Annotated in this window: 16 protein-coding genes; 7 read left to right on the top strand and 9 right to left on the bottom strand. The window is 70.1% G+C overall.

All coding sequences use genetic code 11. The features are described 5' to 3' along the window. The first annotated feature begins 27 nt into the window (after positions 1-27). From fxsT (ADL15_RS00545) to ADL15_RS00540, 3 genes are all read left to right on the top strand, one after another. Positions 28-3,942, top strand: coding sequence for an FxSxx-COOH system tetratricopeptide repeat protein (gene fxsT, locus ADL15_RS00545; protein WP_067683819.1), 3,915 nt, complete (start codon positions 28-30; stop codon positions 3,940-3,942). A gap of 285 nt (positions 3,943-4,227) precedes the next feature. Then, entirely contained in the window at positions 4,228-4,383 is a 156-nt protein-coding gene (locus ADL15_RS52500) for a hypothetical protein (RefSeq protein ID WP_157441073.1), read from the top strand. Continuing rightward, positions 4,384-5,556: an FxsB family cyclophane-forming radical SAM/SPASM peptide maturase gene (locus ADL15_RS00540; RefSeq protein WP_067683817.1), complete on the top strand. Its 1,173-nt coding sequence runs from the start codon at positions 4,384-4,386 to the stop codon at positions 5,554-5,556. Here ADL15_RS00540 and fxsT (ADL15_RS00535) read toward each other — a convergent pair. From fxsT (ADL15_RS00535) to ADL15_RS00500, 8 genes are all read right to left on the bottom strand, one after another. Next, a complete protein-coding gene (fxsT, locus tag ADL15_RS00535; RefSeq protein ID WP_198170432.1) occupies positions 5,551-9,456 on the bottom strand; it encodes an FxSxx-COOH system tetratricopeptide repeat protein in 3,906 nt (1,301 codons plus the stop codon). The genes ADL15_RS00540 and fxsT (ADL15_RS00535) overlap by 6 nt on opposite strands. 100 nt (positions 9,457-9,556) lie before the next feature. Continuing rightward, positions 9,557-10,801, bottom strand: a complete 1,245-nt coding sequence (locus ADL15_RS00530) for a TIR-like protein FxsC (protein ID WP_067683814.1) — start codon at positions 10,799-10,801, stop codon at positions 9,557-9,559. A 184-nt stretch (positions 10,802-10,985) separates the two neighbouring features. Further along, positions 10,986-11,678 carry an urea ABC transporter ATP-binding subunit UrtE gene (urtE, locus tag ADL15_RS00525; RefSeq protein WP_067683811.1) on the bottom strand — a complete coding sequence of 231 codons (693 nt, stop codon included), beginning with the start codon at positions 11,676-11,678 and terminating at the stop codon, positions 10,986-10,988. Then, on the bottom strand, positions 11,678-12,412 hold the full coding sequence (urtD, locus tag ADL15_RS00520) for an urea ABC transporter ATP-binding protein UrtD (protein WP_067683808.1): 735 nt from the start codon (positions 12,410-12,412) through the stop codon (positions 11,678-11,680). Before urtD ends, urtE begins: the two co-directional genes overlap by 1 nt. Beyond that, on the bottom strand, positions 12,409-13,512 hold the full coding sequence (gene urtC / locus ADL15_RS00515; RefSeq protein ID WP_083970785.1) for an urea ABC transporter permease subunit UrtC: 1,104 nt from the start codon (positions 13,510-13,512) through the stop codon (positions 12,409-12,411). Before urtC ends, urtD begins: the two co-directional genes overlap by 4 nt. Beyond that, entirely contained in the window at positions 13,509-14,396 is an 888-nt protein-coding gene (gene urtB / locus ADL15_RS00510) for an urea ABC transporter permease subunit UrtB (RefSeq protein ID WP_067683802.1), read from the bottom strand. The genes urtC and urtB overlap by 4 nt, the downstream gene beginning before the upstream one ends. Positions 14,397-14,450: 54 nt before the next feature. Then, entirely contained in the window at positions 14,451-15,707 is a 1,257-nt protein-coding gene (urtA, locus tag ADL15_RS00505; RefSeq protein ID WP_067683799.1) for an urea ABC transporter substrate-binding protein, read from the bottom strand. A 274-nt stretch (positions 15,708-15,981) separates the two neighbouring features. After that, positions 15,982-17,034, bottom strand: a complete 1,053-nt coding sequence (locus ADL15_RS00500) for a substrate-binding domain-containing protein (protein ID WP_232343825.1) — start codon at positions 17,032-17,034, stop codon at positions 15,982-15,984. A gap of 61 nt (positions 17,035-17,095) precedes the next feature. Between ADL15_RS00500 and ADL15_RS00495 the strand changes: the two genes are divergently transcribed. The 4 genes from ADL15_RS00495 (at position 17,096) to ADL15_RS00480 (ending at position 21,708) form a co-directional block, all read left to right on the top strand. Beyond that, a complete protein-coding gene (locus ADL15_RS00495) occupies positions 17,096-17,524 on the top strand; it encodes a MarR family winged helix-turn-helix transcriptional regulator (protein ID WP_067684183.1) in 429 nt (142 codons plus the stop codon). Between the two features lie 117 nt (positions 17,525-17,641). Beyond that, positions 17,642-20,128: a rhamnogalacturonan lyase family protein gene (locus ADL15_RS00490; protein WP_067683793.1), complete on the top strand. Its 2,487-nt coding sequence runs from the start codon at positions 17,642-17,644 to the stop codon at positions 20,126-20,128. 42 nt (positions 20,129-20,170) lie between these two features. Beyond that, positions 20,171-21,370, top strand: a complete 1,200-nt coding sequence (locus ADL15_RS00485; RefSeq protein WP_067683790.1) for an extracellular solute-binding protein — start codon at positions 20,171-20,173, stop codon at positions 21,368-21,370. Next, complete coding sequence (locus ADL15_RS00480) at positions 21,367-21,708, top strand: hypothetical protein (RefSeq protein WP_067683787.1); 342 nt, start codon at positions 21,367-21,369, stop codon at positions 21,706-21,708. Before ADL15_RS00485 ends, ADL15_RS00480 begins: the two co-directional genes overlap by 4 nt. Here the strand turns inward: ADL15_RS00480 and ADL15_RS00475 are convergent. Beyond that, on the bottom strand, positions 21,705-22,565 hold the full coding sequence (locus ADL15_RS00475; RefSeq protein ID WP_067683784.1) for a hypothetical protein: 861 nt from the start codon (positions 22,563-22,565) through the stop codon (positions 21,705-21,707). The genes ADL15_RS00480 and ADL15_RS00475 overlap by 4 nt on opposite strands. Positions 22,566-22,571: the final 6 nt, after the last annotated feature.

Genomic DNA, 22,571 nt, shown 5'->3' with positions numbered 1-22,571 from the left:
GGAACACCGAACTGGGGGAGGGACCACATGACGCTGCGGAACGGCCAGATCATCACGTTCTACTCGTTCAAGGGTGGCGTCGGCCGGACCATGTCGCTGGCCAACGTCGCGTGGATCCTGGCCAGCACCGGTCGGCGGGTGCTCACTGTGGACTGGGACCTCGAGTCGCCCGGCCTGCACCGCTACTACGCGCCGTTCCTGGCCGACCGCGATCTTCGCCAGTCGCCCGGTGTCATCGACGCGATCACCCGGTTCGAGCAGCGGGCCGGTGAGGCGGCGGCCCGCGGCGAGAGCCTGCGGCCGGAGGAGATCCGGCAGCTCGCCCGGATCCAGGAGTACGCGACGTCCCTCGAGCGCTACGAGTTCCCCCGGGGTGGATCGATCGACTTCGTCCCGTCCGGCCAGCAGGTGCCCGAGTACTCGCACACGGTCAGCAACTTCGACTGGGAGTCGTTCTACACCCGGCTGAACGGCGAGGAGTTCCTGCACCACCTGGCCGAGAACATGCGCAGCCACTACGACGTGGTGCTGATCGACAGCCGGACCGGGCTGAGCGACAACGCCGGCATCTGCACCGTCACGCTGCCGGACGCCGTGGTCAACTGCTTCGCGTACAACAACCAGAGCATCGAGGGCGCGCTCGCGGTGGCGAACACCATCCGCCGGCTGCGGCCCAGCATCCGGATCTTCCCGGTGCCGAGCCGGGTGGAGGACGGCGAGACCGCCAAGCTCAACCGGCGCCGTGCGCTGGCCCAGCAGCAGTTCCGCGAGTTCGTGGCGACGCTGGGGTACGCCGATCCGAGCAAGTACTGGGGCCAGGTCGAGCAGCCCTACAAGCCGTTCTACGCGTACGAGGAAACGCTCGCCACCTTCGGCGACCGCCCCTACCAGGAGAACGACCTGCTGGCCGCGTACGAACGGCTGGCCGGCGAGCTGGTCGGCGAGAAGTGTGAGCTGGGCGAGATCTCCGAGGCCATCCGGCTCGGCTGGCTCTCCGAGTTCGAGCAGCGCGGCGCGGTGAGCCCCGGCCCCGCCCTGATCTGCTACACCCCGCGTGACCGGATCTGGGCCGAGTGGATCGCCTATCAGCTCCGGCTGGCCGGGCAGCGCAGCGTCCTGCAGGACGTCAACGCACCGGTGGACGCGGCCGAGGCCCTGGCCCGGGCGGACTGCGCGGTCGTCCTGCTCTCCCAGGAATCGGTCCGGGTGCCGCAGCTGGAGAGCTGGTGGCGGCTGACCGTCCGGCGCGACATCCCCGGTCACGGCCGGTTCCTCGTGCCGGTCCGGGTGGACGGCGTCCGCCCGCCGGAACCGTTCGCCGACCGTGAGCCGGTGGACATGTTCAACGTCCCGGAGCGGGCGGCACGCGACTCGCTGCTGGCCCGGCTCGACATCCGCGACGCGGGGGTCGGTCATCTCGGCATCTCCGGCGGCCCGCACCCGCGGTTCCCGTTCGAGCCGGCCCGGGTCTGGCGCGCGCCGGCCCGGAACCACGGATTCACCGGGCGTGACGCCACCCTGGAGTCTCTGCGCGAGCAGCTCAACGCGAGCACGGCGCAGACCGGTCCGGTGGTCCTGCAGGGGATCGGCGGCGTCGGGAAGACCCAGATCGCCATCGAGTACGTGCACCGGTTCAACGCCGACTACGACATCGTCTGGTGGATCTCGGCCGACCAGCCGGCGCTCGTCGTCACCGCGCTGGCCGACCTGGCCCGGGAGCTCGGCCTGCCGATCGCCGGGTCCGGCCGGGCCGACGAGGAGGCGGCCGCGGTGCTGGAGGCGCTGCGGCTGGGCAGCCCGTCGTCGAACTGGATCGTCATCTTCGACAACACCGAGGACCCGGAGCAGATCCGGCGGTTCCTGCCGACCGGCGCCGGCGACGTCGTCGTGACGACGCCCGGGCAGGAATGGTCCCGCACCGCGTGGACCCTGGACATCAACGTCTTCGACCGCTCGGAGAGCCGGGCGCTGCTGACCCGGCGGGTCAAGGGCCTGTCCGGCGCGGACGCCGACGAGATCGCCGGCAAGCTGGGTGATCTCCCGCTGGCGGTGGAGCAGGCGGCCGCCTGGCTGGCCACCACCGGGATGTCCGCGCGGAGATATCTGGATCTTCTCGACGAGCAGCTGCCCCGGATCCTCAACGAGCCACCACCACCGGGCTATCGGCACCCGGCCGCCGAGACCTGGCGGCTGTCACAGGGACGCCTGCGGCAGGCGAACCCGGCCGCGGCCTACCTGGTCGAGCTGCTGGCCGTCCTGGCGCCGGAGCCGATTCCCACGATTCTGCTGGACAGCCCGGGTATGGCGGACGCGCTCGCGGTCTTCGACCCGATGTTCCGCGACCAACTGATGCGCAACTCGTTGGTGCGGGAGGCGAGCCGGTTCGGTCTGGCTCGTGTCGATTCAGCGATTCAGGCACTTCGCATGCACCGGCTGGTGCAAAGTGTCATTATCAGCGACCTCTCCGTTGACGAACAGAGGCGCAGGCGGGAGCAGGTACACGTGATCCTGGCGAAGGCCCAGCGAGGCGATCCTTCCGACCAGCCCAGTTGGCCGACGTACCAGGGGATTCTGACTCACCTGGAACCCTCGGGCGCGCTCGACTCCGAGGATCCGGAGGTGCACCAGCTCACCGTCGACATGGTGCGTTACCTGCGGTACCGCGGCGACCTGACCGGTGCGCGCCGGCTCGCCGACCGGGCGATCGGCACGTGGGAGAGCCGTCTCGGCGCCGAGCACCTCTCGCTGCTGCGGATGCGCAGCGAGCTGGGGAACGTCCTCGAGGCGCACGGCGAGTACCAGGCCGCGCTGGAGGTCCAGGAGGACGCCGCGCGCCGGATGATCGAGCAGCGGGGGCAGACCTATCCGTACGCCCTGATCGCGCTCAGCGGCGCCGCCCAGGCGTACGCGGGCCTGGGGCAGTACCAGCGTGCGGTGGAGATCGGCGAGCAGGTCCTGGTGCACTGGCAGACCACGGTGGGTGACAACCACCGCCGGACCCTCGCGGCCAGGAACAACTTCGCGCTCTGGCTCATGCAGGCCGGTGACTTCGGGCGGTCCCGGGAGATCAGCGAGCAGGTGGCCGCGTCCGCCGAGACGCTGCTCGGCCCGACCGCGCGGTGGACGCTGCTGTGGCGCTGCAACCTGGGCCGGTTCCTGCGCGCGGACGGTGACCTGACCAGGTCGGAGAGCGTGCTGCGGGAGACCCTGGCCACCTGCCGGAACGCGCTCGACGAAGCGGACTCCTATCTGCTGCTGACGCAGAAGGAACTCGCGATCACCCTGCGGCGGCTCGGTCACCTGAGCGAGGCCCGTGAGCTGGCCGAGAGGTCGCTGGCGGCGTTCGGTCGGACGACTGGCGCTGATCATCTGTTCACCCAGTCGTGCAAGCTCGAGATCGCCACCATCCAGTCGGCGCAGGGTGACCACGCCGAGGCCCGGGCCGCCGCCGCCGAGGTGCTGGCCGCGTACAGCCGGATCCTCGGTGCGTCGCACCCGGCGAGTCTGATGGTGGCGAACGACCTCGCGGTCCTCGAGCTGGCCGACGGCCGGGTGCAGGACGCGACCGAGCCGCTCACCCGGACGTATGCCGCTCTCGAGGGGAAACTGTCCGCGTCGCACCCGTACGTGTCCATCTGTCGGATGAACGTGGCGAGTGCGCTGTTCGCATCCGGTGACATCCAGGGCGCGCTGGAGTTGGATGTCACTTGTCTAGCCGGCTTGCGGGAGAAGCTGCACAGCCGGACCCATCCGGCGGTGCTGGCGGCGACCGCGAACCTGGTGGCCAGCCGGCTGGCCACCGGTGACCGGGTCGGTGGTGAGGCGCTCCGCGAGGAGGCGCTGCGGATCGCCGGTGACATGTTCGACGAGAAGCATCCGCAGGTGATCGCGTTGCGGACCGGCGGCCGGAGCTTCATCGATCTCGAGCCGGCCGACAGCTGAATCATGAGTGGTCACATGACGCGACATCGAAGACGTGAAAGGTGTGAATGGGAATAACTGGAGAAACGCGGATCTATTTTCGCACGCACCGTGATCTCGGGCTCTACAAACCGTTTCCGTGAGCATTCACGACGCGTGATTTAGCGATTACCCAGCGGGGCGCCCCCGGTACTGATGATCTTAGTCGACACGCAGGACCGGGCGATGGTGTCAAGCCTTCGGTGCGCTAGGCTCGGCCCGCGTTTTCGGCTGAGGGTGCAGTGAAGGGCTGGCATGGAACCTGACGTGGATCTGGATGCGCGCGTCATCCCGATCGCTCCCATCCGGTGGGCAGAATTTGATCTTGAGGCCGTGGAGAATCCGGTTCTCATGGCAGTTCTCGTCCAGGCCCGCAGTGGTGAATCGCGTCCGGGACGATCCTTCAACAATTTCGTCAGCTGAATGCCCGTCGCCCCGGATGTGTCGCCGTTCCGGCAGTTTCTCCTGAAGCTACACAGTCGGTGCAATCTGGCCTGCGACTATTGTTACGTCTACGAACACGCTGATCAGTCCTGGCGTGAACGTCCCCGGGTGATGGCACCGGAGACGGTGGCGGCCGCCGCCGCCCGGATCGGCGACCATCTTCGCACCTGGCGCCCCGCCGAAGCGGCTGTCGTCCTGCACGGCGGAGAGCCCTTGCTCGCCGGCGCGGAGGTCGTCCGTGGCGTGGTGCGCACGGTCCGCGCGTCGGCCGGTGGCACCACGCGCCTGGAGTTCGCCGTCCAGACCAACGGCCTGCTGCTGGACCCGCCGATGCTGGACATGCTGGCCGAGGAACAGGTCGGCGTCGGGGTCAGCCTGGACGGCCCGCGGGCCGTCAACGACCGGCACCGGCGCTTCGCCCACGGCGGCGGCAGCTACGACAGGGTCGCGGCCGGCCTGCACCGGCTGGGCCAGGATCGCTACCGGCACCTGTACCGCGGCCTGCTCTGCACGATCGACGTCCGTGAGGATCCGATCGAGGTCTACGAGGGATTGCTGGCCTTCGACCCGCCCCGGATCGACCTGCTCCTGCCGCACGGCAACTGGACGACGCCGCCACCGCTGCGCACGGCGGACGCCTCGAGCACCCCCTACGCCGACTGGCTCATCCCGATCTTCGACCGCTGGTACCGCTCGCCGTCCTACCGTACCGACGTCCGGCTGTTCAGTTCCATCATGTCCCTGCTGGTCGGAGGCGTGAGCCGGGCCGAGTCGGTCGGGCTGACCCCGATCGACTACGTGACGATCGAGACCGACGGCACGATCGAACAGAGCGACGCGCTGAAGACCGTCGGCGAGGGCGCAGCCGCCACCGGGCTGACCGTTTTCGACAACAGTCTGGACGAGGCGCTCCGGCACCCGGCGATCCGGGCCCAGCGCGACGGCGTCTCCGCGCTCTGCGCCACCTGCCGCGGCTGCCGCCTGGTCCAGATCTGCGGCGGCGGCCTCTACGCCCACCGCCACCGCGCCGAGAACGGCTTCGCGAACCCCACCGTCTACTGCGCCGACCAGCAAAAACTGATCGACCACATCAGCAGCCGGATCTCCCCGGACCTGAACCGTGCCCGGCTGGCGTCGGCGCGGAGCTCATAGCGACGGCGGGTCGATGTCGCAGTTGAGGCGGCGTTCCTCGATCGGGGCGCCGGTGTTCGGGTGATCGGGTCCGAGCGTCTCGCGGAACAGGTTGTGCGCGTCCTGCCGCAGCCGTCGCGCTTCGACCTGCTCGTCGAGGGCGGCCAGCGTGATCGCCAGATTGCTCATCGCGGCCAGGGTGTCGGGATGTTTCGGCCCGAGCGAGGAGGCGAGGCGTTCGTACACGTCCCGGTCGTTGGCCCGCGCGCCCGGCAGGTCGCCGCCGTCGAACAGCTCGTTGCCCCGGTTGACCAGGCAGGCCAGCGTGTACGGGTGGTCCGGGCCGAGCATGATCCGGAACCGGTCGATGACCTCCTCGCTGATCGCCCGGGCGTGTTCGTGGTTCCCGAGCTTGCGCGTGAAGATCGCGACGTTGTTCCGGCAGGCCAGGGTCGACGGGTGGTCCGGCCCGAACCTCGCGTCGTACTGGCGCAGGGCGCTCTCCGCGGTCGCCTGGGCGGCCCGGTCGTCGCCCAGCGCGGACTGGATGTTGGCCAGGTCGTTCAGGCAGGCGAGCGCCTCGGGGTGGTTGCGGCCCAGACGCCGTTCGAGCTTGGGCTTGATGTCCCGGGTCAGGTCGTGTGACTTGCTCAGCTCGCCGAGTTTGCGCAGGGTCACGGCGAGGATCCGCGCGATGATCAGCGTCAGCTCGTGTGCCGGCCCGTTCACGTCCGTCGACCGGAGCATGACCTGCCGCAGCAGTCGCTGCGCGTCGGTGAACCGGCCCAGGTCCCGATAGTCGCGGCCGAGGCTGGCACCCACCCGGAGCGCGTACGGCCGGTGCAGCCCGATCTTGCTGGACAGCTGGTAGGCCGTCTCGTCGAGCTCGGTCGCCTGCCGGAAGTCACCGATGAACCGCAGCGACAGCGCCTTGTTGCTCATCGCGAAGATGGTCCGGGGCGCCTCCGCGCCGAGCACCCTGATCGCCAGCGAGAGCGCCTGGTCGTCGAGGGCCAGCGACTCCTGGTACCGGCCCAGTCCTTTGAGGTCGGCGGCGAGCCCGCTGATGCTCATCACGACGTACGGATGCTCCTGCCCGACCGATCCCAGCAGCAGCTCGTGCACCTCGTTGTCGATCTCGTAGGTCTCGGCGTACCGGGCCTGGGAGCGGATCGCGTTGGCCATGTGCAGGCGGAGCCAGAGCGTGGTGGTGTCGTCCGGCCCGCCGCCGCGCCGCCACGCGATCAGGGCGCGTTCGCCGAGCTCCTGACTGTCCTGCCAGTCACCGATCCGCCAGAGGTAGCGCACCATGTCGATGACCAGCTGCCGGACGGCGGGCACCGGGGAGTTGAGCACCCCGGTCGGCTCCAGGTGCCGGCGGATCAGGCGGTAGTCGGGCCAGGTCTTCGGCTCGTCGGGTTCCTTCGGATTGGCCGCGGCGAGGACGTCGTGCACGCTCCGCTCGGTCGACTCCCGGTCCTCGGGTGTCATCTCCGACCGGACCACGGTCTGCACCAGCCGGTGCATCTCGATGGTGCCCTGGCCGGTGTCGGAACGGGCCAGGGCGTACCGCCCGATCTCCTGCACCAGCCGCCCGATCAGCAGCGGGTCCTGCAGGCTCGGATCGAGCCGCTGGAGCAGGGCGATGAACGTGCTGCTGTAGAGCAGGCGCATCGGGATCGGCTCGGGGGCGAAGAACGCGCACACCTCGAGCAGGCGCGCCGCGGCCGGGAGGTCGGCGCGGATGCGTTCCAGCGACAGGCGCCAGGTGCCGGCCGGGGTCTGCTCGTACCCGGGCGGGGGATTCTCCCGGAGCATGCGGGGGAGTTCGGTGTCGAGCAGTTCGGAGTACGCGCTGGCCGGCATGCCGGTCGCCGCCAGCCAGGCGGCGGCCTGCTCGATCACGAGCGGTAGGTCGCCGAGCTTTCCGGCGATCATTTCCGCGTCCGGCTCGGAGATCGCCGGCACCAGCCGCCGGATCAGGCTGACGCTCTCCACCCGGGTGAAGACCGGGACCTCGGTGGCCGTGACGTACCGGCCCCAGGCCAGGTTCCGGGTGGTGAGCAGGATGTGCCCGGCCCCGGCCGGGAGGTACTGCCGGATCTCCTCCGGTTGGTCGGCGTTGTCGAAGACCAGTAGCCAGCGGCGATAGGGCTCACCGCGCCGCAGGGCGTCGAGCACGCCGTCGACCGTCTCGGCGGTGCTCGGCCCGGTCGGCAGGTCCAGTGCCTCGGCGAGCTCCGACAGGGCGGCGCGGACCAGGCTGGGCTGCTCGGCCGGGATCCACCAGACGATGTCGTAGTTGGCGGCGAACCGGTGGACGTACTCCAGCGCGATCTGGGTCTTGCCGGCGCCGCCGAGCCCGTGCAGCGCCTGCGGGGAGGTCGCCGTGACACTGATCAGCAGCCGGTCGCGCAGCTCTTCCAGCAGCCGGGTCCGGCCGGTGAAGGTCGGGTTCCGCTGCGGGGTGTTCCAGACCGGCGGGATGTTCGCCGGGAACCGCGAGGCGGACCGCTGCGCCTGCCGGTCGACGCCGGTGGGTGGCTCCAGGTGCGGCTGGTCGAAGGCGCTCAGCAGGGCCGGCCGGGCCTGCTCCTCGCTGAGGCCGAAAAGCTCCAGCTCCCGGGCCCGGTGCGGCTCGGTGAAGGGTGCGGACAACCGGCTGTTGTCGATGCGGATCCGCAGCAGGTTGCCGCCGGCCGACTCACGCTCGGCGACCTGGTCCCAGAGCCACGCGGCCTGCGGCGAGCGCAGGTAGTCGTGGGAGATCAGGACGACGAGCCGGGCGGCCGGGCCGTCAGCGGGCATCGGGTCGGTGCCCGGCTCGGACGAGATCGCGGCCAGTTCGATCTCCTGGAGGGTGACCGACTGGCCGATCTGTTCCAGCTCGCCGGCGATCCAGTCGGCCCAGGTGCGGTCGATCGAGGCGTAGCTGATCATCGTGCGGGGGTTGATCGAGGGCTTCTGGCGTTCGAACGTGGACAGCCAGCGGCGCCGCTCGCGCTCGTCCATCGGCGGCAGTTCGGTGACCGCGTTCTCGGTGATGATGCCGGTCAGGCGTTCGAAGGAGGAGAGCAACGAGTGCTCCTGCCGGGCGCGCTCACCGAAGGTGGCCAGGATTTCCTCGTACGCGAAGAAGGGCTTGTACGGGATCTCGACGTCACCCCAGTACGCGGCCGCGGCATCCGGGTCCAGTCGCAGGAACGGCTCGAACCGCTGCCGCGCGTGGTCCCGGCCGGTCTCGAGCTTGAACAGCTCGGCGTCCTCGACCCGCATCGGCACGGGCAGGATCCGGACCGGGCGGCGACTGCTGAGCCGCACGATGGACTCGGCGACCGCGGCCGCGCCGTCGATGCTCTGCTCGTTGAGGGTGAAGCAGTTGACCACGGTGTCCGGCAGGTTGACCGTGCACATGCCGGCCGAGTCGCTGAGCCCGGTACGGCTGTCGATCAGCACGTAGTCGTACCCCTGGGACATGTTCACCCGGAGGGCGCGGAGGAACTCCTCGCCACCGAGGCGCTCGTAGAACGCCGCCCAGTCGAAGGTGCTCACCGTGCCGGAGTAGGCGGCGTTCTGCTGGCCGGCGGGGAGCAGGTCGATCAGGCCGTGCCCCGGGAAGCTCCAGGTCAGCGACACCGCCTCGCGTTCCACGTCGGCGTAGCGCTGGTACCAGTCCGGTTCGCCGGGATCGGCGGCCGGATCGACCACCGCCGCCGCGAAGTCCCGGATCATGTCGATCACGCCGCGGGAGTGCCGCAGCTTCTTGTCCGCCAGGAACGGCCGGAAGTAGTGGTGCAGTCCGGGTGACTCCAGGTCCCAGTCGACGGCGAGGACCCGATGCCCGTTGGCGGCCAGGATCCACGCCACGTTGGCCACCGCCATGGTGCGGCCGGTGCCACCCTTGAAGGAGTAGAAAGTCACGATCTGACCTGAGTCGCGGTCGTGCGGCGAGCGCGTCATGGTCGGGACTCCATTCCCTGGTGGTGGCCGTGGCGGCGGTCGGGGGTGGACCTCGCAGCGATCAGGGGCCACGGAGGATCGGCCGCTGGCCGGACCGGGCCGGGAGCTGATGCTGCACCGTCTTGGTGCGGAACATCCGGTTGCGGGACCGCTCCAGCACGACGCCGAGGTCGGCGTCGAAGGACTGCGGGCTGATGATCACGCTCCGGAACGAGTCGAGCCGGGCGCTCATCCGCCGCCCGAACACCTGGCCGAGCGTCGCGGTCAGCTGACTCAGGTACGTGTTCGTCTGCTCGTCGTCGTGCCCGGCCGGCACCAGCACCGAGGCCGCCGCCGAGGTCGCCGCCACGTCGTCGGCCTCCTCGAACCGGGCCAGCGCGTTCCGGTGCCGGGACAGGCCGGTGACCCACAGGTCGACGAGGAGCACGATGATCCAGTCGGTGGTGTCCTCGTCGCTGTCGAGGTGCTCCCGCAGGCCGTCCAGGTCGGTCACCATCGCGTGGAACTGGTGCTCCAGCGCCACCTGCCGGGCCCGGTCGGCGATCGGCGCATCGAGATGCGGCCGGTACGGCGCCCACTGCTCGGGCAGCTCGCCGTAGAACCGCGGGTCACGGTCGACGCCGGGCAGCAGCTGGCCGGCCAGGTCGGCCCGGGACGGCGCGGCGACGATGAACTTCACCAGGTCGGCCGGGCTGACCGCGGGCGCCGGCGCCGCGCCGGTCTCGTGGAAGGCGCTGTGCACCTGCTCGAACGGCAGCGGGTTCGGATGCGTCGGCACCGGCCGGCCGGACGTGGCGACCTCGACGATCTGCTGCGCCAGCCGGGCGAGCATCTCCAGGTAGTCGTCCCGGTACCGGGTGAGCCGGATGATCTGCCGCAGGCCGGTGCGGCCGTACGCCTCCGGCATGCCGTGATTGAGGTACTGCCGGGCCTCGATGGCGGCCGGGAGCCGGGGCGGGGGCAGCCAGAGCAGCGGGATCAGCGGCGGCGGATCGACCGAGGGATCGCCGTCCTCGAGCCGGCTGAGCCGATCCGAGAAGATCGCCCACTCCCGGCCGCAGGGCTCGCTGATCAGGTAGCGCGGGGAGATCAGGGCCACGAAGGTGCGGCAGATGCCGAGTGCGCTCATCAGCGTCCGCGCCCACGACTCGCCGACCTGCATCTCCACGTCGAGGAAACCGACGGTCGAGGTGGGCGGCAGGCCCGCGTAGGAACGGACCTCGGCGGAAAGGTCGTTGAAGAACTGCTTGACCGAATCCCGGTCGTCGCCGCGCGCATAGCTGAGGAAGAAGTAGTAGTCCGGCAAGCGGTGCTCCCAGTCGTGGCGACACTGTTGGCGGTGACGTTCCTAGTTGCACCAAAGCGTGTTTGCACCAGAGCGGTCGACGGCGGGTCGCTCACGAGGAGTATATAGGCGGTTACCTAACTTACACATGCCTCGAACCCGGTCCGCCTCTGCGCGGGGCGGGCCGGGTCCGGTGGCTGGTGGATCAGACCGTGAGGGCCTGCCGGACGGTCGGCTCGGCGTCCGTTCCGCCGTCGCCGGTCGAGGTGACCCGGCCGGCTTCCAGGACGTAGTACTGCTGGGCCGCGCGCAGGGCGAAACCGACGTGCTGCTCGACCAGCAGGACCGACAGGCCGCCGCGGGCGGCCAGGGCCAGGATGGTCTGCTCGATCTCGGCGACCACCGACGGCTGGATGCCCTCGGTCGGCTCGTCGAGCAGCAGCAGCCGGGGCCGGGTGATCAGGGCCCGGGCCAGGGCCAGCTGCTGGCGCTGGCCGCCGGAGAGCAGGCCGGCCCGGCGGCCGAGCAGCTCCTTCAGGGCCGGGAACAGGTCCAGCGCCTCGGCGGTGGCCTCCCGGCCGTCCTTGCGGCCGTCCGCGACCAGCTGCAGGTTCTCCAGCGCGGTGAGGTGCGGGAAGCTCTGCTGGCCCTGCGGGACGTAGGCCATGCCGCGGGCCACCCGGTCGTGCGGCGCGAGCCTGGTGATGTCCTCGCCGTCCAGCAGGATGGCACCGGAGCGCGGCTTGAGCAGGCCGACCGCGGCGCGTAGCAGGGTGCTCTTGCCGGCGCCGTTGTGGCCCAGGACCGCCGCGACCCCGTCGGCCGGCACGGTGAGCGAGACGCCGTGCAGGACGACGCTCCGGCCGTACCCGCAGTGGATGTCCTCGAATCGCAGCATCACGCCTCCACCGGATGTCCGAGATAGACCTCTTGGACCTTCGGGTCTGCCTGCACCTGCGCGACGGTGCCCTCGGAGAGGACCTTCCCGGCGTGCATCACCGTGACGGACCGGGCGAAGCGCCGCAGGAAGTCCATGTCGTGCTCGATCACCACGACGGTGTGCTCCCGGCTGAGCTCGCCGAGCAGTTCGCCGGTGGCGTCGCGTTCCTCGTGGCTCATCCCGGCGACCGGCTCGTCGAGCAGGAACAGCTTGGCGTTCTGCACCAGCAGCATGCCGATCTCCAGCCACTGTTTCTGCCCGTGCGGCAGGGTGCCGGCCAGCTGGTCGCGCACCGCGGTCAGCCGGACCGTCTCCAGGGCGTTCTGCACCTCGGGCGGCACCGACGAGCGGCGGCGCAGCAGGGTGAGCGGGCCGCGGTTCCAGCCGGCCGCGATGTCCAGGTTCTGCAGCACGGTGAGTTCCTCGAAGACCGTGGAGTTCTGGAACGTCCGGCCCACGCCCAGCCTGGCGATCTTGTGCACCTTGCGGCCGAGCAGCTCGTGCTCGTCGAAGGTGACCGCGCCGGTGGCCCGCGCCAGGCCGGTGATCGCGTCGATCAGCGTGGTCTTGCCGGCGCCGTTCGGCCCGATGATGAACCGTACGTCACCGGACGGCACGGTCAGGTCCACGCCGCCGACGGCCACGAAGCCGTCGAACACCACCTGCAGGTCCCGGACGACCAGCCCGCTCATGACGTCACCTCCGTGCTGGTGGAGCGGCGCCGGCGCAGGTACACGGCGAGGGAGGCGAGCCCGCCGGGCAGGAAGACCACCGGCAGGATGAAGAGCAGGCCCTCGAAGTACGTCCACGCCGACGGAAGCTTCTCGGAGAGCGCCGTCTTCGCCCAGGCCACCGCGATCGCGCCGAGCGCCGGGCCGATCAGGCTGGCCCGGCCGCCGACGGCCACCCCGATCACGAACTCGATCGACGGCACGACACCGATCATCGCGGGGGAGATGATCCCCACCGCCGGGACGAACAGGGCGCCGGCCAGTCCGGCCATGCCGGCCGCGACGACGTACGCGACGAGCTTGACGTTGGCCGGGTCGTAGCCGAGGAAACGGACCCGCTCCTCGCCGTCCCGGACCGCGACCAGCAGCTCGCCGAAGCGGCTGCGCATCAGCTGCCAGGCGACGCCGAGCACCGCGAGCAGGGCCGCCGCCACGATGAAATAGATCATCCGGCGGTTGATCGGGTCGTTCAGGTCGTACCCGAAGAAGCCCTGGATGTCGGTGAGCCCGTTGGTGCCGCCGGTGGTGCCCTGCTGCCCGATCAGGAAGATCGCCAAGGCCGCGCAGAGGGCCTGGGAGAGGATCGCGAAATACGCTCCGCGGACCCGGCGCCGGAAGATCAGCAAGCCCAGGAGGAACGCCACCAGCATCGGCAGCAGCACCGTGGCGGCCAGCGCGAAGGCCGGGTTGGCGAACGGTTTCCACCACCAGGGCAAGGCGTCGAGCTGTCCGTACAATTGCATGAAATCGGGCAGCTCACCGGGACCCGCGTCGGCCAGCTTGAGGTGCATGGCCATCGCGTAGCCGCCGAGCCCGAAGAAGACGCCCTGGCCGAGAGTGAGCATGCCGCCGCGGCCCCAGGCGAGGCCGATGCCGACCGCGACGATGGCCAGGCAGAGGTATTTGGCGAGCAGGCCGAGCCGGAAGTCGCCGAGCGCGACCGGCGCGAGCGCGAACAGCACAACGGCCGCGAGGCCGAAACCGATCAGGGCGTTGAAGCGACCGGGCGCCTTGGCCGCCGACGCTTCCACCGCCACCGGCGGATCTTGGAGAGTTGTCACGCCAGGCTCCTTGTCCGGAGGGTGAACAGGCCCTGCGGGCGCCACTGCAGGAACGCGACGATCACCACGAAGACGATCACGCTGGCCACGCTGACCGTGGTGGTGTACTCCACCATGGACTGCACGATGCCGAGCACGAACGCCACGATCACGGTGCCCTTGAGCTGGCCGATGCCGCCGACCACGACCACCAGGAACGCGTTCACGATGATGTTGGTGCCCATCGTCGGGCCGATCGGGCCGATCAGGGTGAGCGCGACCCCGGCGATGCCGGCCAGGCCGGAGCCGATGAAGAAGGTCAGCCGGTCGACCCGGCCGGTGGCCAGCCCGGAGACGGCGGCCAGGTCGCGGTTCTGCATCACGGCGCGGATCCGCCGGCCGAGCGGGGTGGTCTTCAGCACGACGGTCACCGCGGCGACCGCGATCAGGGCCAGGGCCAGGATGAACACCCGGCTGCTGGAGATCGCCAGGTCGTCGGTGAGGTGGATGCTGCCGGTCAGGGCGGACGGCGCGCGGGTCTGCACGTTCGGCGCGCCGAACAGGTCCCGGGCCGCCTGCTGGAGCAGCAGCGAGACACCCCAGGTGACCAGCAGGGTGTCCAGCGGCCGCGCGTAGAGCCGGCGGATCAGCAGGACCTCGATCAGGACGCCCATCAGGCCGGCCACCACGAACGCCACCGGCAGGGCCACCAGCAGCGAGAACCCGGCCCCGCCGATCACCTTCTGGAGCATGTAGACGGTGTAGGCGCCGGCCATGATGAGTTCGCCGTGGGCCATGTTGATCACGTTCATCTGGCCGAAGGTCAGCGACAGGCCGAGCGCGATGAGCAGCAGCACCGCGCCGATGCTGATGCCGGTGAAGAGTTGGCTGAGGACGAGAGTCACGGTGAACCCCTTCCAGCGGGCCGCCCCGAACGGAGCGGCCCGCCGTCGCGCAGGTCAGGAGAGGCCGGTCGCCCAGCTGTAGCCCTTGAGGTAGGGGTCCGGCTTGATCGGCTCGCCGGAGTTCCAGACCTCCTTGATCAGGCCGTCGTCGCCGATCTTGCCGATCCGGGCGGTCTTGTAGATGTGCTGCGTCGGGCCGTCCACGGTGACCTTGCCCTCGGGGGCGTCGTAGGTGATCCCGCCGGCCGCCGCGGCCGCCTTGACCTTCTCGACGTCGAACGAGCCGGCCTTCTCGACCATGGCCTTCCACAGGTAGACCGAGGTGTACGCGGCCTCCATCGGGTCACTGGTCGGCTTGTCCGCGCCGTACTTCGCCTTGTAGGCCTTGACGAACTTCTCGTTCGCCGCGCCCTCGGTGGTCTGGTAGTAGTTCCACGCGGTCAGCTGGCCGGCCAGGTACTGCGTACCGATGCTCTTGACCTCTTCCTCGGCGATCGAGACGGAGACCACCGGCATCTTCTCGGCGGTCAGCCCGGCCGACTTGTACTCCTTGAAGAACGCCACGTTGCTGTCGCCGTTGAGGGTGTTGAAGATCGCCGACGCGCCGGCCGCCTTCACCTTGTTGGCGATCGTGGAGAACTCGGTGGAGCCCAGCGGGGCGTAGTCCTCGCCGAGCACCTTCATGCCGTTGGCCTCGGCGTACGCCTTGATGATCTTGTTGGCGGTGCGCGGGAAGACGTAGTCCGAGCCGACCAGGTAGAGCGAGGTCTTGCCCTGCGCCTTCAGGTAGTCCAGGCCCGGCACGATCTGCTGGTTGGTGGTGGCGCCGGTGTAGAAGATGTACGGCGACTGCTCCAGGCCCTCGTACTGCACCGGGTAGAACAGCAGGGACTTGTTCTTCTCGAAGACCGGCTTGACCGCCTTGCGGGAGGCCGAGGTCCAGCAGCCGAAGACGGCCGCGACCTTGTCCTGGCTGATCAGCTTCTGGGACTTCTCGGCGAAGGTCGGCCAGTCCGACGCGCCGTCCTCGCTGACCGGCTCGATCTGCTTGCCGAGCACGCCCCCACCGGTGTTGATCTCCTCGATCGCCAGTTTGAGCGAGTCCCGGACGGTCACCTCGCTGATCGCCATGGTGCCGGAGAGCGAGTTGAGCAGACCGACCTTGATGGACGATCCGGAGGTGTCGATGGTCGCGCCGGCCGCCGAGGCCGAGCTGCTGTCGTCGGTCTTGGCGCCACAGGCGGTGAGAGCCGCGAGGGCCGCCACCGTCGCGACAATGGTCGCCGAACGGCGACCGCGAATCCTGAACATGAATCCTCCAAGGCCCTTTGCGGGCCGGAAATTGCATTGACGTCGCTGGAAGTCATGCCGCCGGGGTGTCCGGTCGTGCGCCGCTCTGGCTGGCCGCGATGCCGCTCAGTGCAGTGTCAGTCTTAAATCTTTCGATTTCCGTGCCGTTTCCCGGAACTTAATACGCGGTTTCTACGGGAACGGGCCGGTAAATAAAAAAAGCCCACCACAGAATGGTAGGCAAAGGGAACTTAGTTCCCGCTGGAAGTAACCTTGCCGCCCCCGGGCGACCCTGTCAAGGCAGCTCGGTCAATACGTCGAAGTCGACACCGCGGGCCTCGGCCAGATAGATCCGCTGGTTCACGTGCCGGCTCCGCAGCCGGAGCAGACCACGGGGGCCCTCGTAGGACACCGACTCGGCGTTCGCCCCGATCGCCCGGACGTCCAGCTCGCCGGTCTGCTCGACGAGCGCGGCGAGCAGCAGCACACCCTCGTAACAGGACTCGCCGAGACTGCCCAGCGGCGGGGCCTCCGGTCCGAACCGGGCCGCGTACCGGCCGTGGAACTCCAGGTTCTCCGGCGTGATCATGTTGGCGAAGAACCCGGCCGTGCTGAACAGGTCGCGGGTCGCCGGCGCGCCGCTGGCCAGCAGCATGTTCTCGTCCATCAGGGTGCTCAGCCGCAGGCAGCGGCCGGGCAGCCCGGAGCGGGCGAACGCCCGGTTGAACCGGACCGCGTCCATCCCGACCAGCAGCATCAGCACCGCGTCGGCGGAGGAGAGCTCGATCCGGCGCAGCGCCTCGGAGAAGTCGTCGGTGGCCAGCGGTACGTAGCTCTCGCCGACGATGTGCAGGCCGTTCGCGGCGGCGTAGCGGTGCGCGGCCCGGGCGGTGCGGCGGGGCCAGACGTAGTCGTTGCCGATCACGTACCAGCGGCGGGCGGTGCGCTCGCGGGCCAGCAGCCGCATCGCCGGGAACAGCTGCACGTCCGGGGTCTCGCTGGTCATGAAGACGCCCTCGGTGCGCTCGCCGCCCTCGTAGAGCGCGGTGTAGACGTACGGCACCCGGCCGGCGATCCGCGGCGCCACGGCCTGCCGGACCGAGGAGATGTGCCAGCCGGTCACGCCCTGCACCAGGCCCGCGTGCACCAGCGCGGCGACCTCGGCGGCCACCGCCTGCGGCGCGGCGCCGCCGTCCACCGGGATCAGGCGCAATTCCCGGCCGAGCACCCCGCCGGAACGGTTGACCTCCTCGGCGGCGAGCTGCGCGCAGAGCTCGGCGCTCGGCCCGAAGATGCCGGCCGGCCCGCGCAGCGGCACCACGAGAGCCACATCGAACGACCGGGACATGACCCTCATCGTCCTGGAAGCCGGACTGGATCTGAAGCACGGATTGGGTAACATCCCGACGATGCGGGGACCCACGGATCTTTTGTACCTGCTGACCCGGGCCGAGCGGCTGCTCGCCCGCCGGCTGTCCGCCATCCTCGACGCGGAGGACTGCTCGCTCGACGCGTGGCGGGTGATCGCGCTGCTCGCCGACGGCAAGGGCCGGTTCATGACCGAGCTCTCCGAGCGGGCCTTCCTGCCGCCGGGCAGCCTGACCCGGCTGGTCGACCACCTGGTCGAGGACAATCTGGTCTACCGTCGCGGCGACGACCTGGACCGGCGGCGGATCAAGGTGCATCTGACCGCCCGCGGCCGGCGTCTCTTCCAGCGGGTGGACGAGCGGATCCGGGCCGAGCTGACCGACGTGCCGCTCGGCGACAGCCTCGGCGCGCTGGTGGAGGCGCTGGAGTGTAGTCCGGGTCATACTCTTGCAGCGCGGCAAAGCCGCTAGCAGCCTGAACGGCACTGTTAACACGCATACCTTTAAATGTGCGCAAACGTCGATACACACTGATCTCCTACGGTCCGCCGCACGTCGATCTCCGGCGTACCGGATCTTGGAGTAACGATGAGACGTGCCCTCCTGGCGGCCGGGGCCGGCCTGGCCCTGACCGCAGGCCTGTTCGCCCCGCCGGCCTATGCCGGCGGTCGGCCGACCGGAACTGATCAGCCGAAACGCATTGTCGAGTCGCTCGACCGGGGCCTGGTCGCGGTCCCCGCTGAGAAGGGCGGGACGTTCCTGAGCTGGCGCCTGCTCGGCACCGAGTACGGCTCCGACATCGCCTTCGACGTCTACAAGGGATCACGGCGGCTCAACCAGCGGCCGATCACCAGGTCGACCACCTACACCGACAAGTCCCGGGGCGCGGGCGCCTACACCGTCCGGGCCGTGGTGCACGGCCGGGAGCAGGCGACGAGCCCGGCCGCGGTCACGCCCGGCGACATCCCGCTCGCCGACGCGCCCGGCTACTACGTGCAGCACGCCTGGCCGGGTGACCTGGACGGGGACGGTCGCTACGAGATCGTGGTGTCCCGGCTCTCCACCGACCTCGACAAGCCGAACTACCTCGAGGCGTACACCCTCGCGGGCGCGCAGCTGTGGCGGGTCGACCTGGGGCCGGCGTCCTGGACCCGGGCCGGTGGCACCGCCGCCAACGACCCGCCGCTCGCCGCGATCAGCGGGTACGGCGACGTCGCGGGTTACCGCAACGACGACAACGTGACCGTTTATGACCTGGACAGCGACGGTCGCGCCGAGGTCGTCGTCAAGACCGCCAACGGCACGACCTTCGCCGACGGCGCCACGGTCACCACGGGCAACCCGCTCGACCAGTTCGTCTCGGTGATCGACGGGTACTCCGGCGTCGAGCGCGAGCGCGTCCCGGTCGCCGTCGACTTCCTCGCCGACGGCCCGTCCGGCGGCCAGTACGGCGTCGGCTACCTGGACGGCGTGCACCCCAGCCTGATCACCAAGCAGGTCACCCGGATCGGCGCCAAGCGCGGCGACTTCCGGGTCCTCTTCGCGGCCTGGGACTTCGACGGCCGGGACCTGACCCGGCGCTGGACGTTCGTCCGGGGCGTCGACCAGGGCACCAGCTTCCACCAGCTGCGCGTGGTCGACGTCGACCAGGACGGCCGGGACGAGATCGCCGACGGCAACTACGTGGTCAACAGCGACGGCACGTTCCGCTACGTGGTGCCGGAGTCCGTGCACGGCGACCGCTTCCACATCGGTGACCTCGACCCGAACCGTCCCGGCCTGGAGGGTTACGCCATCCAGCAGACCGAGGGCGGCGTCTTCACCACCTTCCCCTGGTACTACTACGACGCGTCGACCGGTCAGCGGCTGATCACCGGCTCGCACCCGGACGTCCCGCAGGACGCCACCCTCTGGGACATCCCGCGCGGCACCACGGCGGACATCGACCCGACCCACCCCGGCTACGAGTTCTGGGCCGCGACCGCGAACGCCGACCTGCCCGGCGCCGGCGTCTGGAACGTCGACGGCACCAAGGTCTCGACCGCCACGCCGAGCGTGAACTTCCGCATCTGGTGGGACGGCGACACCGGCTCCGAGCTGCTGGACAAGACGTACGTCGAGAAGTGGGACTGGACGAAGCAGCAGAGCAACAAGATCTTCGAGCCGGCCGGTGTCGTCTCGTCCTGGCGCAACGCGGTCCCGTTCTACGGCGACATCCTCGGCGACTGGCGCGAGGAGTACCTGGCCGAGACGAGTGACCACACCGCGCTGCGGGTCTTCACCACGAACGTACCGACCAGCACCCGGCTCTACACGCTGGCGCACGACCCGGCCTACCGTCTGGGCTGGACGGTCCGCGGCTACCTGCAGTCCACGCTGACCGATTTCTACCTCGGGTTCGGCGGCCAGGCCCCGGCCCGGCCCAGGATCAAGACGACGGCGCAGGCGGGGAACGCCTGGCAGGTCGTCGCGCAGGACGATTTCCGCGGAGACACCGGCAAGTGGCAGGCCGAACTGCAGACCGGCGGGACCGTGGCCGCTGGCGACGGCGTGCTGGACATCGACGTCCCCGGCGGTGCGAGCGTCTGGTTCAAGCAGGAGCTCGAGGGCCCCTACGAGATCGAGTACACCGCCACCCCGGTCCAGAACGGTGGCCCGAACGACCACGTCACCGACCTGAACTCGTTCTGGAGCGCGCGCGACTCCCGCTCGCCGGACGACGTCTTCGCCACCGAGCGGCACGGCGCGCTCGCCGAGTACGACTACCTGAGGACCTACTACGTCGGGCAGGGCGCGAACCTCAACACCACCACCCGGTTCCGCCGCTACGTGGGTGAGGCCGGCAACCGCCCGCTGATCTACGACTACACGTCGCCGCTGATCCGGGCGAACGTGCCGATCCACGTACGGATCTCGGTGCTCGGCGACCGGATCCGCTACTACAGCGACGACCAGCTGATCTTCGACTGGACCGACCCGGACCCGTACGACAGCGGCTGGTTCGCGTTCCGCACCGTCGCCAGCCACTTCCACATCCAGGACTTCACCGTCTGGAAACCGCCCACGGTGGCGTGACGATGCGTCCACCCCGGGCGCACATCGAGTAACGTGAATCACATGCCGGACCTGTATTCGCGGCGCTCGTTCATCGCCGGGGTGATCACCGCCGGAATGCTCTCCACGGCCACCGGTTATCTCCTGACGCGGCGTACCCCGGTGACCCTCACCCTGGTCACCGGGGGCGACGCGACCGGCGGGCGGAGCCTGCTGATCAACCTGTGGAACCGGTTCAACCCGGACGTCCGGCTCGACGTGCTGACGGTCAACAGCTCCACCCGGGACCAGTACGACAAGTTCGCCGGCACCCGGGCCGACATCTACAACCTCGACGTCATCCACATCCCGCGGTTCGCGGCCCGGGGCCGGATCGCGCCGATCGACCCGCCGGACGGCATCACCCTGCTCGCGCCGGTGCAGCGGGTCAGCCAGGTCGAGGAGGGTTCGGCCCGGCTCTGGGCGGTCCCGCTCAACACCGACGTCGGCATGCTCTACCGCCGGATCACCGACAAGCGGGCCGCGGACGCCGAGCCGGAGATCGGCCGGCTGGTCGCCGACCGCACGCAGGTGCGGCAGCTCGCCGCCCAGCTGGCGACGGAGGGTTCGACCACCGACGAAGCGTTCGTGATCAACGTCCTGGAGCAGGCCCTGGCACAGGACCGGACGATCCTCGACGAGCGGGGCGTGGTCTCGACGAGCCTCGGCCAGTGGCAGCGGGCCCTCGCGCCGCTCGCCGGCGCGCTGCGCGACAACCGGATCGTGGCGGTGGCCGGCGAGGAGAAGACCAACGCGGCGTTCCAGGAGCGGAACCTGCGCTACATGCGGAACTGGCCGGTCTGGTTCCCGGCGATCGACCGCGAGGAGCGGGACAAGAAGCCCGGCACCGCGGCGATCCGGCTGGGCCGGCTCCCGATCGGGGTGCTGGGCGGCCAGGGTCTCGCGGTGGCCGAGGACACCGGGTACCGCGACGAGGCCGAGGCGGTGATCCACTTCCTGACCGGGATGCCGGCGCAGAAACTGCTGGCCACCTACGGGTTCGCGCCGACCGCGTCGGAGGCCTACAACGACCCCGAGGTGAAGGCCGCGATGCCGCACCTGGAGATCGTCCGGTCCGCGGTGGAGGACGCCCACCCGCGTCCGATGAGCGCCGGGTACGCGGACTTCGCCCAGGTGTTCCGCCAGCACACCTACGACTACCTCTACCGCGGTGTGCAGCTCACCGACGGTTTCGTCGAGGGGATGCAGGGAGCGTTGCGATGAGCGAGGAGACCGGTCTGCAGGCCTGGCTCGTCCCGGTCTTCGTGACCGCGGCGATCATCCTGGTCGAGGCCGCCGTCTGGCTGGTGACCAGCCGCCGCCGTCCGGCCCGCCCGGCCGGGAACCTGGCCGACCGGCGTGCGCAGACCATGGCGCTCGGCCTGCTGGTGCTGCTCGCCCTCGCGGTCGCCGGGATGGCCAGCCTGGGTCCGAACCTCGCCGATCAGCTGGCCAGCGTCGTGGCCGCGCTGCTCGGCGGCGTCTCGGCGTTCCTGACCTACCTGTCCTACAAGTCCACCCAGACCGCCCGCAAGGAGAACGGCGGCGACAAGGCCGATTAGCCGGCCCGGCGCAGGCGCACCACGAGGGCGCGGGCCCAGGCGGCCGTCCCGGCGATGACCAGGGCCGGGAACAGCACGTACGGCTCCCAGAGCGCTCCCGGCGGGTCCGGCGGGACCACCACGGCCGGGGCGAACAGCTCGCCGGTCACCGCGAGCGTCGGCAGGGCCAGCAGCGCCGACCCGATCCACGCCGACCGGCGCCACGGCCGGCGGCCGGACTGCCGGGCGGTGACCTTCAGCGCGGCCCAGCCGCCCAGCAGCAGGCCGAGCCCCCAGCCGAGCAGGGCCAGCGGCCGGACCAGGGCCGGTTCCGGGTGCCAGAAGACGATGCCGCTCTCCGCCACCCAGTGATCGTCCTGGTAGAAGCCCAGATCGTCGTGGTAGACGGCGATCTCCACGTCGTCGCGGCGGGCGGTCACGTAGGCCTCCGCTGCCACGCCGGCCAGGTCCCAGCGCCCGGAGTCCGGCAGGATCTGCCAGCCGGTGCGCTCCAGGGTGGCCCGGACCTCGGCGACGTCCGGCACGTCGACCGGCAGCAGCACCGAGCCGCCGGCGTACTCGTCGTCGCCGAGGAAGGCGCCGAGGAGCAGGGGCGCGTCGCCCGAGGAGTCCGAGCCGAAGATCGTGTCCCATCGTTCGATCCCGCCGACCCGGGCGCCGGGCAGCACCTCGCCGGCGATCGCGACCGCCCGCTGGTCGCTCGGCAGTGGACCGGCGTCCCGCCAGCCCAGCCACGCGCCGCACCCGGCCAGCACCGCCGCGACGGTGAGCGCCACCACGGCCACCGCGCACCAGCGCAGGATCCGGTGCCCGGCACGGTGCCCGGTGTGCTGCACATCGGTGGCGAGAATCGACATCCGCGA

Source organism: Actinoplanes awajinensis subsp. mycoplanecinus (assembly GCF_001509495.1).
GTDB classification, from domain to species: domain Bacteria; phylum Actinomycetota; class Actinomycetes; order Mycobacteriales; family Micromonosporaceae; genus Actinoplanes; species Actinoplanes palleronii.
This window is presented reverse-complemented; position numbering and strand designations above follow the sequence as displayed.